Annotated in this window: 12 protein-coding genes and 2 pseudogenes; 7 read left to right on the forward strand and 7 right to left on the reverse strand. The window is 59.9% G+C overall.

Features of this window, described 5'->3' with window-relative positions; all coding sequences use genetic code 11:
• The first annotated feature begins 45 nt into the window (after positions 1-45).
• Positions 46-666 (forward strand): hypothetical protein, encoded by a 621-nt coding sequence (locus IEW02_RS05790; protein ID WP_188543684.1) that lies wholly within the window; start codon positions 46-48, stop codon positions 664-666.
• Here IEW02_RS05790 and brxD read toward each other — a convergent pair.
• Together brxD and IEW02_RS05800 are read right to left on the reverse strand one after the other, a co-directional pair.
• The gene (brxD, locus tag IEW02_RS05795) at positions 663-1,955 is read right to left on the reverse strand and encodes a BREX system ATP-binding protein BrxD (protein ID WP_188543685.1); all 1,293 of its coding nucleotides are present in this window, start codon (positions 1,953-1,955) and stop codon (positions 663-665) included. The genes IEW02_RS05790 and brxD overlap by 4 nt on opposite strands.
• 82 nt (positions 1,956-2,037) lie before the next feature.
• Positions 2,038-3,111, reverse strand: a complete 1,074-nt coding sequence (locus tag IEW02_RS05800; RefSeq protein ID WP_188543686.1) for a phospholipase D family protein — start codon at positions 3,109-3,111, stop codon at positions 2,038-2,040.
• A gap of 326 nt (positions 3,112-3,437) precedes the next feature.
• Here IEW02_RS05800 and IEW02_RS25460 point away from each other — a divergent pair, with 326 nt between their 5' ends.
• Positions 3,438-3,608: a transposase gene (locus IEW02_RS25460; protein ID WP_371829908.1), complete on the forward strand. Its 171-nt coding sequence runs from the start codon at positions 3,438-3,440 to the stop codon at positions 3,606-3,608.
• Positions 3,609-4,083: 475 nt separating this feature from the next.
• Positions 4,084-4,515: pseudogene (locus IEW02_RS25525) on the forward strand (ATP-binding protein); the annotation flags it as partial.
• A gap of 705 nt (positions 4,516-5,220) precedes the next feature.
• On the opposite strand, the gene IEW02_RS05815 reads toward IEW02_RS25525, so the two are convergent.
• Positions 5,221-5,991 carry a hypothetical protein gene (locus IEW02_RS05815; RefSeq protein ID WP_188543688.1) on the reverse strand — a complete coding sequence of 257 codons (771 nt, stop codon included), beginning with the start codon at positions 5,989-5,991 and terminating at the stop codon, positions 5,221-5,223.
• A 253-nt stretch (positions 5,992-6,244) separates the two neighbouring features.
• Between IEW02_RS05815 and IEW02_RS25055 the strand changes: the two are divergent.
• Positions 6,245-6,457, forward strand: a pseudogene (locus IEW02_RS25055) (MarR family transcriptional regulator); the annotation flags it as partial.
• Between the two features lie 57 nt (positions 6,458-6,514).
• Here the strand turns inward: IEW02_RS25055 and IEW02_RS05820 are convergent.
• The 4 genes from IEW02_RS05820 to IEW02_RS05835 form a co-directional block, all read right to left on the reverse strand.
• A complete protein-coding gene (locus IEW02_RS05820) occupies positions 6,515-7,432 on the reverse strand; it encodes an arginase family protein (RefSeq protein WP_188543689.1) in 918 nt (305 codons plus the stop codon).
• A 130-nt stretch (positions 7,433-7,562) separates the two neighbouring features.
• Positions 7,563-8,300: an HD domain-containing protein gene (locus IEW02_RS05825; RefSeq protein ID WP_188543690.1), complete on the reverse strand. Its 738-nt coding sequence runs from the start codon at positions 8,298-8,300 to the stop codon at positions 7,563-7,565.
• Between the two features lie 35 nt (positions 8,301-8,335).
• The gene (locus IEW02_RS05830; RefSeq protein ID WP_188544037.1) at positions 8,336-8,734 is read right to left on the reverse strand and encodes a hypothetical protein; all 399 of its coding nucleotides are present in this window, start codon (positions 8,732-8,734) and stop codon (positions 8,336-8,338) included.
• A 1,100-nt stretch (positions 8,735-9,834) separates the two neighbouring features.
• The gene (locus IEW02_RS05835; protein ID WP_188543691.1) at positions 9,835-10,929 is read right to left on the reverse strand and encodes an HNH endonuclease; all 1,095 of its coding nucleotides are present in this window, start codon (positions 10,927-10,929) and stop codon (positions 9,835-9,837) included.
• An 18-nt stretch (positions 10,930-10,947) separates the two neighbouring features.
• On the opposite strand from IEW02_RS05835, the gene IEW02_RS05840 reads away from it, so the two are divergent.
• The 3 genes from IEW02_RS05840 to IEW02_RS05850 all read left to right on the forward strand — a co-directional run bounded on the left by IEW02_RS05840 (position 10,948) and on the right by IEW02_RS05850 (position 12,588).
• Positions 10,948-11,247 carry a nucleoside triphosphate pyrophosphohydrolase gene (locus tag IEW02_RS05840; protein WP_188543692.1) on the forward strand — a complete coding sequence of 100 codons (300 nt, stop codon included), beginning with the start codon at positions 10,948-10,950 and terminating at the stop codon, positions 11,245-11,247.
• A 112-nt stretch (positions 11,248-11,359) separates the two neighbouring features.
• Entirely contained in the window at positions 11,360-11,827 is a 468-nt protein-coding gene (locus IEW02_RS05845; protein ID WP_188543693.1) for a 5' nucleotidase, NT5C type, read from the forward strand.
• A gap of 11 nt (positions 11,828-11,838) precedes the next feature.
• Positions 11,839-12,588, forward strand: coding sequence for a hypothetical protein (locus tag IEW02_RS05850; RefSeq protein WP_188543694.1), 750 nt, complete (start codon positions 11,839-11,841; stop codon positions 12,586-12,588).
• Positions 12,589-12,603 lie beyond the last annotated feature (15 nt).

Genomic DNA, 12,603 nt, shown 5'->3' on the forward strand with positions numbered 1-12,603 from the left:
TTCTGCTGATTCGCCGGTCCGGCGACGTCTACAGCGGAGGTTGACGTGGCAAAGATCAGGTCGTTGGCACCCAGTACTCAGCGGGTCGGTGCGCACGCCACCGAGGTGGATTGCGAATTCGCCGTTGTGGCAGACGGTTCGGGAGAACCATTGGTGCATCTGTCGACGTTTGGCTCGGACGCGCGCGCCTCGAATCGCAAGAGTAGCCAATCGATGCAGGTGGATCGCGCTATCGCGGAACAGCTCGTCGAGATGCTCACCGATATCTTCGACCTGCGTTCGGTTGCTGTGCCACAGGCGGCTGAACAAACTGAGGGTATTTCGCATCAACCCGTCATCAGCGTCGACGTCGACGAGCCACCGATCGACCGAAGAGTACAGGCTGTGCTGGACACACCGGGATTTCAGGACAGGTACAACACGTACCGGCCCCGATTTGCACCGCGGTCCATCGCGCTGGTGCTGAGCGCACTTACCGGTGCCGGAGGGCGCATCACCCTGAATCGCCTTGGCTCGCTTCTCGGTATTCGACCCGCGCGAGCTCGCCAGAGTGCAGCAGTGCTGGAGCAGGTCATCAATGATGATGGACTTGCAATTTTGGCGACGGCGGATGGTGAGCTCGTACTCAACGTGCCAATGTTGTTCGAGCACTATGGTGTTCGCTAGAGCGGCACATCCTCCGCGCTGACCATTTCGCGCTCTGCCTCGGTCAAGTCGGCTGCGCCGATCATAACGGAGTAATGCGTCCGCGGATCGAAGTCAGCGAATTGGTCCACCTTGTCGAGCACGTCGAGCACCAGCTTGCGAAGGAACAGGCGCGGAGAAATTCCGACACGACCCCCCAACTTCCCTGCTACAGCGACTGCGAGATCGTAGATATAGCCGTCGTCGACCAATGTCCGCACCCGTTCTGGATCAGTCGTTCCCTCTGCAAAGAGGTCTCGCACTCGTCTGCCCACCTCCGTCAGCTTGTCGAAATCGAAGGGCGACAAGCGCAGCTGTGGAGCTCGAGGATTGTCGAACCGCACGTCGCCTGAGAAGTCCGTGTGCAGTCGTTGCGCGAGCGGTTCCAATTGCTGGACACCCATCCTGCCGTCGAAGAAGGCTGGCGTCCCGGTGACCAATACGTACAGGCCCGGGTAGCGGCCCGAGTCCACTTCGTCCACGAGTTGGCGGAGGGTGTTCAGTGCTTTTTCTCGTACGTCGGACCGCATGCGCTGCACTGTCTCAACCTCATCGATCACTAGCAGCAGACCCGGGTGGCGTGCGCCGCGCAGCACCGCGAGTAGGCCTTGCACGAAGCCGAGAGCAACGTTGTGGTCGACCTCGCCTCGGATGCCGGCTCGCGCCTTGGCTGCAGCACTGACATTGGGTTGCCCTCCGAGCCATGCCAGCAGTGCGTCAGCCACCGCGACATCGTTGCGCTCAAGTGCCATGTAATAGGCGCGGAGGGCCATCGGAAAAGCTGGCGTCACACGCGATACGTCCTCCAGACGCTTCTCCATCAGCGAAGTCACGTCGGAGGGACGGGGTTCTGGCCTACCGGACAGTTCCGCAGCGTCTTCTTCGATCGCGTAGAGCCACGCGTCGACCACATTACGCAGCGCTGAGGGCGGAGCGGACTCGGTGCGAAGTGACTCCACCGACCGCCGGTAGATGGCTTGAAGCTTGTGCAACGGGGTTTCCGACACGTTCACTTGTACTTCTGCCACCGCCATTCCGCGTTGCAGAGCCATGTGAGCTACCCACCGAGCGAAGAAGGTCTTGCCCGAGCCGTACTCGCCCCGCACAGCTTTGAACATCGATCCGCCCGTCACCACAGACTCCAGGTCTTCCTCCACGGTTGAGCGAAAGCGATCGATACCTACTGCGAGAACGTCGAGACTGCCTGAAGGAACCGTTCCGTGGCGAAGGGCCTGCAAGATCTCACGACGACGAACGGGTGACAGAGCCATTGTGGGATCCTTTCACGCGCGGAGAGTTCGTAGAGCACTACGCGCCTGGTTCACGGTCATGCAAGGTGCAGTTCTGTCATGTTTAAAAACCTGTTCTCAAGTGAGTGAGATCAGGCCAGAGGCTCAGGATGGCAGCCAAGACGTGTGGGCGTGTATACCCCGACTGGTGGTCCAGAGTAACTCCGATTTTGGTGAATATTTCGCGTAAGTCCTCCAATATGGGTTCGTGCGCCGAATTGTGACCGAGGAGAAAGTAGTATGCCCGTTGGGGTGACGCGTTTTTGTCGATGAAGCGATGAATGACACGTGCCGGTGGATAGACTTCATTCGATGGGTGTGCTCGACTTTTGCGAGACCCCATGATTGCGGCAACATGTACGCCTTCGTCGAGCCGCGCGCTTTCCCCATCGAAGAGTTCGTCGTGAAAAGTGTAAAGAAACTTTTCGCCTGGTAATCCGGACTCGTCAATAGCCGCAACGTGTTTGGCTGCCAATTCCTCGGCGATATGCTCGGCCTCGGCGGATAGAGTGTCGTCGTACGACATCAGTGCAGGGAATAGTTGGTAGACCTTTTCCGTCGGTGGCAGGGCATCGGGCCCGCCGTCGTCATCGTCATCCTCGTAGTCGGTATTGGCGACCTTGTCGTTGCGCTTTGTTCCGTAGATATCAATCAGTGCCGCGAGGTCGGACTGGGTCAATTTTTTGGCATCGGACTTGACCGCAACCAGGTAATCACGAGTCTCATCGATCGATTCCAAGCTGTCGGTCATCAAGGCAGCTTCCGACCAAGTGGTGGCTGATGCGCCGGATGCGTTGCCAGATCCAACAACGACGAACGCATCCTGCCTGTCTGGCTCGAAGAGCAAAACCTTCGCGTGAAGTTTTGAATGCGAGTACAACACGACACCCTTCTTCGACCATGCAAGAAGGGTGTTCGGATCGGTGGAACCAGAGGCCACAGCGTTTTTCGAAGCGTTCACCACTATGCTCGAACCTCTACCCAGGGGCAGTGTTTGGGCTCCTTGGGTGCCGACGAATGCAATTGCTGCTGAGATGTGGTTCTGAAATGACTTCACAAGGGGAGTCAGTTCGTCCCAGATAGATCCCGAGAGCAGTCGCGTTGTCCGCTCGGCACCGAGTCCGTTTTTGGCGTTCACACCTTCAACGTACTGGTCAGGAGCTTTGACTGCCCCTAAGCCCACGGACCCAGAGGAGGAAGCGGCAGGTTCGGCGAGCAACCGGCTGACTACAGTTCGATTGATTTTGCACGTATGAGCCAGGAAGCCCTGGACGAGCTCGGTGAACGACTGTTCATGTGTTCAGAAACTTCAAGGACTCGACCCAGTTGCAGATGGTCACCAAGGAGCCGAGAACATCAGGTCCGGTCGTGCCGGTTGGGGAACCAGGCTCGCTCCCCAGGCCTTGTCAATGGCCGAGTCGTTGGCCCCAGCTGGTGGCCAGGTGAAATTCCCCACCCGTATTGATGTTTGTGGTGATCAAGGATCGCGAGAACTTCCGCCACGGGTACAAGTCCGAGACGGTGTCGACGACCTGCGGGCAGATCGAGTGGCAGATCCCTGAGCTGCGGCCTGGTCGTGCTTCCCGAGCCTTGCTCAAACGTCGCCAGCGTATCGACCCAGCGTATACCTGGTGATCTTGGAGGCGGACGGACGCACTATGCGTTTCTTCAACCACCGCGTCGCCTGTTCCCCCCATAATGGGACAAACTTGCGGCCCACTAGACGCTGGCTCTTTTGCGCCTGCAATCACTTTGGGGGCCTGCCTTCGGCAAGTGGGTGAAGATCCACGCCGCGGGACTGGGCTTTGTGGAACAGTAGGGTATGCCGCCGCCTGCTGCGTGCCTGAAGAATGGGAGTACTAGAAATGTTCTCGTCCAACCCGACCGCATTTCAGATAGCGCAGGAACCTGAGGAATATTTGGGACGAGAGATAGCCATAGATTGGTACACCGCTGGAGTACTCTCTAGTGTCGAAACGGTCGAGACCTACGGTCCTCCGCAAATTCGGCTCGTGCTGCGAGATGCATCTTCTGGCCGGTCCGTCGACTTTGAGCTCGACTTGAACCAGGCGGTGAGAGTTCGCGACTAGTTCTCCTGCGCAGACCGATTCTCGTCAAGTCAGATCTCGCCGCCCGAGATGCTTCGAGCATCGGCACCCGACCTAAGGCTGCGGGGTTTCCGGTGACGAAGACGCTGGAGTCGTTCGACGTGGACGCGTCCTCAATACAGCCGGAGGTGTTGCCTACTTGGCCACCTTGGAACTGGTTTGGACACAATCGGATCTGGCGATGATCGGACCGGGCGGAACCGGGACATCGCACACCCTCATAGGCCTCGGGGTCGCCGCGGTCCAAGCCGGGCATAAGATTCGCAAATTCACCGCCGTCGATTTCGTCGAAACCATGTAGCGGGGGCCCGTCGACAGCACCGTGCTGAGGTCATCGAATGGCTGCTGCGGGGCGATCTGATCGTCGACGAGATGGTTTCGCGCCGTTCGACGACACTGGAACTAAACTGCTGTTTCGCCTCGTCGCCGACGCTTTATAACGATGCTCAGTAGCGGGGGCGCCGACATGGCCATTGACAGCGGGCGTCCTCTCGACCTAGTAGAGGTAACCCTCTGAGGATCGTGTCGTCACGGCCATGCAAGTTTCTGAGGCGCATTCGAACACGCGGTGCGAACGTTCCCGTCGATCCACAACCCCTAGAGCATGCCTGTTGATACCAGCTCAGCAGGGTTTGGTGCCATCACAACAGAAGTTGATTGCACGCTGTGTACGACCTGTCCGATGCAGTGTTTCTCGACGGAGCGTTCCGCTCCCCGCGGTTCACTCTAGATTCCACGGACCTGCAGCAGATTAAGATCTTCCGAGTTGCGTTCGACAGGTGCACGCCAATCTCGTTGGTACAAAAGGGCTCAGCACCAGGGGAATCGAGAGTTACCAGTCGAGCCTTAATTCCGTCGATGCGGCTCGCTCGAGTCCCAATTTGTCCTGATCGGAGTCCAGCGCGGCGCCAAGGTGCGCACCAATGGCGCGCAGTCGCGTCTTAGCTTCTCGCGCATCACGTCGTCATCGAGTTACTTCACGCTAGCCGCGTTGTCTACTGCCTTCTCGGCATTTAACCGAAACCAATAAGTCAGGTAAGGCTTTAGCGAGTAGATCAGTCACCACCATGGGCCGGTCATATAAATGAGCACCTGCATTTTGTGGAGCCATTCCATTCTTGGATTGAGCAGAATACGGACTATTTATTTGCCGTTGGTGGGCCTACTTGAGTTGCGCTCACTTCCGATATAAAACGAGTTAATGCTGGGTTCGGTAGTTCACGTCGGATTGTGTCAGTGAGTGTGCTGCGGTGTGCGTCAATAGTGGACAATTGTTCGTGGACGACAAGTAGATCAACGTGGTGTTGGGTACCCAGGTTGTCGTTCGCGACCCGGATCGACTGCGCAAGGACTTCGCAGTCGGCAACTATCTGGGCGACGAGGCCACTGACTGCATGGTTATCAACAATTACCACTGCGCGTGTAGAAGCAACAGATGCCTGGCGGACAGCTCTGTCAAATGGACCTTCTTCCTCGCTCAGCCGTTCCTGATCAATCAGTTCGAGCTGGAACTCGCTGATTCGGTTCTTGTACTGATCGGCTTGTAAGTAGAGGTCCGACACCGTCTGCCACATCATAAGCAGGGCGTCGATCTGCTGCGTTCGGTGTTCGGCGAGCAATTGGGTCTTAACGTGCCGTTCTGCATCCCTACGGGCGAAGTGTGAGGCTGTTAGAGCAACAGAAACTGCTAACAGCGACCCGATTCCGCCGACCCACCCGCCGGCGGCGGCTAGCTGTGACGAGGTGTAGCTTGCCCATAGGACGACATGGTTCAGCATCGCGATGAACACGATAACGAGTAACACGGCAACGACAAGGGCAATGGTGGTGCTCGCTCTGGTCCAGAACTTCGTGTTGGTCCAGAACTCCGTGGTTCTCTCTGACCGAGTGTCGTTCTGATCTGTTGTCACCTGAGCATTCAATCAGCCCGGCCGTAGTCATCCAATCCATGACGCCATCAGCACACTAGTGACCATCACGACTGGACCTTCGCAGCGCAGCCCAACAGCAGCTCTCAAGTCCGACAAAGCCGTGACATCAAGGGTCGAGTAGGGAAGAGGAACTCCCCCCACTTGGGTTGAATCTGTCGGCTCCGGTTAAAAAACGAGCATGTAGTCCGGTCGAAGAGTGAGCACTCATCTGGACGGTTGAGTATTGATCATTGTGGAGGACTGGGCGTTGATTCGTCGGTTGCATGGCTCGGAGGGGATCTCGCAGGCGGAGATCGCTCGCCGGTAGGGGCTCTCGCGCGACACGGTGGCGAAGGCGGTGAAGTCGTTGCGGCCGCTGCAGTACGAGCGCGCGCGGCCGACGGAGTCGCCGGCGTGGTCGCGGGTGGAACCGTCGGTGCGGGCGTTGTTGGCGGCGTATCCACGGTCTATGAGGTTTGTTGGCTCGGTGTCGACGGGGACTGATTGTGGTACCGGCCACCGACTACGCGGCGGCGATCGGTGTCGCTCCACCGATGATGTCGGTGCAGGCGTAGCGGTCCACCGCTGTCGCGATGGTCATGCGGTGCAGCTCGACCACACCGTCCTGCGACAACCGGCTGCCCGTGTAACCACCGGCCATGACGAACGCCACGGGGATGCCGGCGTGGCGGCAAGCGTCGAACACCAGCTGTTCGCGCAACGCAATCAGCGGGTGGGTGATGCCGTCGAGACCACCGATGTCGCACTTCTCGAACGGATCCATCCCTGCGTTGTAAAGGACCAGGTCGACGTCGTTGTTGGCGATCGCGTCGGACAGTTCGGTGGCGCAGGTGGGCAGGTAATCGGCGGCATCGTCGACCATCACCGACCCTTCGTGCCGGTCGAAACTGTCGACGGACACGTCGACGTGGATCACTGACGTGTTGCCACCGATGATGTCGGCGGTTCCGCCGCCGTTGTGGGCGTCGAAGTCCACGATCATCACGTTGCGAGCAGCGCCGGTGGCAAGGACATCGAGAGCGGCGACGGCCAACCCGTTGAACGTGCAGAAGCCGGCTCCGTTGTCGCGGCTTGCGTGGTGCAACCCGGATGACAGTGAGCCGGCGACACCGTCGGACAGAGCGGCGTACGCAGCGTCGATGGCGCCACCGTTGGATGACGCGACCATCGGATAAAGGTCATGGGACCATTGGAACCCGTTGCCCTCAGCGAGCAATCGGTCGTTGCCGTTCTGAACGGCCTGAATGTAAGTCGTCGAGTGTGCAGGGTTCAGTTGCTCGAATGACACGGGTCTCGGCGACACGATCTCGACACTGGCGATGAGGCGCTCGGTGAGCGAATCGGCGATCCACCCGGCCTTACGGGTGGTGTCGAATGCGTGGGTCGCTCCGACGTATTGGGGGGAGTAGAAAACCTTCATAGGTGTACCTCATTCTTAAACTGCCCCGAGCTCGGTTGCGTGCCGGGGCTGAGTAACTTAGACCGCGTGTGCGGTCCTGTTGATTTTTCGAACTCGATCGGGGTGAGCTGACAGATCAGAGCGGCTCGGGTCAGTGCGCTTCACCCAGCGACTCGGACAACGCGACGAGTCGAGCCCGAATGGCGTCAACGCCGTCCTTATCGAGGTCGACCCGGCCGTCCAGTGATTCCAGCGCGGACGAGAAAATCGGGACCAGTGGCGCGTACTTCTTGCTCAGCTTCTCGCGCTTGGCGTCATCGTCCAAATACTGAACGCTGCCGGCGTTGTCGACGAAGTCCGCGTACTTGACCAGGAACACTTTGGGATCGCTGATCACGGTTTCAACATGACCGGCGTAAGCGTCGTTCCTCTCGGATCTCGACAAAGTGGAGTCTGTCGGTGTATTCGTCACCGACGCAACGAGTCTTGCTGTCTCGTCGGAGAAATGTTCTGCAATCAGTCGGAGTGCGACGTCGGTATTAGTCGTTTCCACGCCGGACAAGATCGATACGATCTGCTCCGGCTGATCCTCCACGGTATCGTGCAGTGCCGTCGCACTGAGCACGTCGGTGTCGGCGCACCCCAGCCGGATGAGCCGCAGCACGTTGCGCAGCGGATGCACGATGTACGGGTCGACCGGATAGCCGTCTCGACCGATCCGAGTCTGAGAGAGGTGCGCGGCGGTCGCCAGTTCGAGGGAGGCGCGAAGCTGTACCTCGTCGACGCGTGTGGAGTCGACTTCGTGCAGAATCGCGAATACCAATGCGCCGGAGTCCATGTGCTTCAATTTCGTCGCACGGAAGCTGTCGGCAAGGAGCTGAGTTGTCAAGTGTGATCCAGTCTGTTGTGTCGGTCGGTCGTGGTTCAGAGGGAGCGCGGCAGCTCGTCCGCAAATCGGTAGTTGCAACCGAGATCGTCGGATGTCGTCATACCTGTGTTGTCACGGAACCAAGTGATGCAGGTGTTCGCGATCAGTCGGGTGTCTCGAGTGAACAGGTAGCCGTCGGTGCAGTCGTCGAAATGGTCGTCGTGGTGCCAGGTGTCCAGTTCGAGCCCGTCGGCGGAGTGGTCCGCGAGCATGAGGTAGCCGAGCACTTCGCGTGAACGCCTCACCATGAAGACGCCGTCGTCGAGCACTTGGATCTGTGCGCACACCACGGGTGCGCCTTCCTCCTCTTCGGCTGGTCCGTAATCGCTGGGGCCGAGTTCGATGACAAGCCCGACCGGTTTCCCGTGCATCGATTCGACCAGCCAGGCAGCCATGCCGTCCCAGGGATCGATCTCGAGTCGCGTGTCTGCGTTGCGGAGAGCGACGAGGTGACTGGCGTTCTCTATCCGGGCAGTCCAGGCGGGGACTTCCGATCCGTCTCCGACGATGTTGGCCGTCCCGCTTTCGTCGACCCAGACGCTGTCGAGGAAGAACGGGCGCGTGAGGGTGTGTCCGTCGACCGTGGTGATGTCGGCGCTCCACCCGCTGAGGTCGACATACGGATCGGTGACCACCACGTATCGGTCCACGTCGTTCGACACCAATTGCCAGTCAGGGATCTGCGCGTCGTCGGTTGTCCCAGAATGCGCTGTCGCGATTGATGTCTCGGCGCGATAGATGTCCGCGCGGAGCGATCGGATGCGGGTGATCGACCATGCCTTGCTGACGAAGTGCGCCGCCTTGGCGATCGACTGTGCTCCGTGCTCGGCGGGTCCGCGGGTCTCGACGATCAACTGGGGGCGCTTCGTCGCGGACTGACTCAGCCGTGCGTCTTCCCGGTGGTAGAAGCATCTCAGGAGTGGTCGCGTAGTGCGGCGCTTACCGGACGGTGTCCGCGCCGGCTCGACCTCGATGACAACAGTGGACTGGGCGGCCGGTTCGATCTGGTGGCACCATTCGGGCAGCTCGAAGAGTTCGTCGGCGTCGTGGTCCAGGAACGGTTCCGCGAGCCAGAGGTCCGACCGGCAGATCTCGATGCCGACGATCGCAAATGCGCCTTTCGTGGACCTGACCGTCTCCATGGCGGTCCGCCCGGACTCCCACCAGCCGCTGTGCATCGACTCGAACACGATGCGGGCATTGCCCAGAGGCGACCGGTCGAGGTGGGGGAGATGCGGACCGACCGCATCCAGGAGTGCGGTGCGCTGGCCGTGGGACAGCGTCGACAACCGCTGGTCCACCTCGATGGCGACCGTGAAGCCGGGGTCCCCGGCGGGGATGCCATCGAGTCCGTAAGGGGTTGGTTGCATAGTGCTCTTCTCTGTGGTGTGCGGAGGAAGTGCCGCGGATGTCGGCGAGGAGGTGTCCGTCGTGAGGACCACCTGTACTCGTAGTTGTACACGGGGGTACCGACAATTTCGGTCGGCTGTAGGCGTCAGGAAAGCAGGTCGGTGGAGGTCAACCACGAGACATCGAGACGGAGCGACACGATGTCCTGAGGCGCCCGCCAGACGGGTGACCCGACGGGCTGGCTGGCGTACAGGCCGCGGGCAGATGTACGTACCCGGTCGAACTGGCTGGGCCACTCGATGCGCGCGGCGAGTTCGTCGAGCACGGCACGTCCGCGGTCCAGGGCACGGTCGACGTGGGCGCGGTCAGGGAGTAGTTGAGACTTGCTCGTGTTGCACCGTGGGCAGGCCAGCACGAGATTGGTCAGTCCGTCGATACCAACCCTCGACCAGGGGAGCACGTGGTCGACATGCGCGGCCGGCCCTAGGCGGGTGGCGCAGTAGAAGCACCGATCACCGAATGCCTCCGTCAAGACTTCGCGGGGACGTTGCAGCGCGACCCGGTCCGAGCCGAACAGGTGCCCTTCGAGATCCGGAACCGTCTCGGACAGATACGAATTCATTCTCCGGACGTCGTCGACCCACGCGATCAGAAGCGCAGGCTTGAGGAGCGCGGACAGTCGAGCGAGGGCGAAGCAGACTCCGGGAAACAGGACGATGCAGTTGCCGTGATCTTGGATAGTTCGGGCGCTGGCCTTGTCGCTGAGCCAACTGTCGTCGAACAGGAACGCGGCCGTTGCCGAGCGGCCGGGGACGCGCTGCAGACGGAACAGCGGTTGTTGCGCCAGCACGAGCTTCACAGTCGCAACCGTGCGTCGGTAGGCGTCGGGATCCCGCCGTGCGGCGATGTCCAGCGGTATCTCTCGACCGTGAGACCGTGTCGACGATGCCAAGTCGCGGACCGCGTCGGGGATTTTGGCCACCTTGTTCGAGGACTGTCGGAGGTAGTGACCATCGAAGTCGCGAACCTGCCTCCAGTAGAGCGCGATGACCCGTGCTGAGAGGTCGTCGAGATCGACTGACACTTCGGCGTCGTGGTCTTCCGGAACGTGCTCGACGCAGAACTCCAGAAGCGCGACGAGGACGGCGAGCTTGTACGTGGCCACTCTCGCACCGGTCTCCAGAACCGCAACCAGGTGCTGGCCGAGGGTCAAGGGATCCGATGGCGGTGTGGGCGACACTCCTGCAAACTACTACGCATGGGCAAGCTTGTACGGGACTTGATCCCCGACATCATCTCGGCTTCGGGACGCGTCCCCTCGACGAGGATCCTGGATGCTGAAGAATATCGAAACGCGTTGTTCAACAAACTCTTCGAGGAGGGTCGAGAGCTCCGCGATGCTGCTGACGACGACAAAGCCGAGGAGCTTGCCGACGTCTATGAGGTCGTCAGGGCGCTGGCCACCGATCTTGGTATCACGATGACGAAATTGGACGAGGTGGCATCAGAGAAGCGGGGGAGTCGAGGTGGGTTCGGCGGGAGGGTGTGGCTGGACTGACGCACGTAAGCCGTTCTGAGACAGACGAATGGGTTAGTCGGAGAACGGCTTGCTATAGTGAGGTTGTCATCCAGTCGGATGCAAGCCCCTCCTTCGAATCTTCAGGAGACGTGTGCCCACAAAGAAAATTCTGTACCTAGATCTAGACAACACCATAGTCAACTTTCAGTCCGGTATCGACCGCCTCAGCCCCGCCGACATCGTCGGTTTCGAGAACGACCTCGACGAAGTACCTCACATCTTCTCTCTGATGGATCCGCTCCCCGGCGCCCTCGACGCATATGCCGTTCTCGCCGAGAAGTTCGACACCTACATCCTCTCGACCGCGCCGTGGAAGAACGCTCAAGCGTGGCACGACAAGGTCAAGTGGGTTCAGAAACACCTCGGTCACGAGTCGGGCAGTGCTGCGTACAAGCGGTTGATCCTCTCTCATCACAAGAACCTCAATCGCGGGAACTTTCTCGTCGACGATCGAGGTGCCAATGGCGCGAACAGATTTGAAGGTGAGTGGCTGCAGTTTGGCATCGCCCCCTTCGAGAACTGGGACAAGGTCACCGAGTACTTGTTGCCGCGGGCTTGATCGGACAGAACGTGAACGACATCTCCGATTCCTTGTCGGCAATCGAGCAGGCAATAAGCTCGTCTGATCCGGCAGACCTTGAGGTCGCTGCAGTTTCTGCGAAATGGCTGGACGACCAGATCACTGAGTCGAAGTCGGACCCCGCGCAAATGGCGTTGTGGACGTCGTCCACGGTCGTCGACGGGAACGCCGAGTTCCCATTGCTGAATCGACGCGTGTTCACCTGGCTTCATCGTGGTCTGCCGGACGCCTACGGATTTCCGATCGGGCACGCAGGGCTGATGCACACCTACGGCTATTTGCTGTCCCCAGTTGTCACCGCGTACGGGCTCAAGCGGGAGAGGTGGCTGACCGCTGACCTCGCGGAGGCGTTCGGACTGAAAGCATCTTTCTTCTATCCCACCGCATCGGCGGCCCCACTCATGGAACGTGTCGCGCACGTTGCGTTGCCAACTCTGACTGATCCGTTGGCGACCAGCGGGACGGTCCTCGCGCTCGACGAAGTCGTGGACGAAAGCCGGAAGATGCGAACTGTGTTCGTGTCGAACGCAGGCAGGAATGCGACCGCCGCCGTCTATGGATCGGTCACCGACGGCGTTGTGCAACTAGTGTCGGCGTTTCCGGTCAAGGGATTCTCGGCCGAGTATGTAGTGGAACGGCTTGCTGGGCCGACGCGCTACCGGTACAACTATTCTCCGCCCGGCGCTTTGCCAGGCAGCGAGTTCGACGGCGAGCTCGACATTCTGATCTGCGCTCGGTAACGGCGCTGCCGACCT

The organism is Rhodococcoides trifolii, from assembly GCF_014635345.1.
Lineage (GTDB): Bacteria > Actinomycetota > Actinomycetes > Mycobacteriales > Mycobacteriaceae > Rhodococcoides > Rhodococcoides trifolii.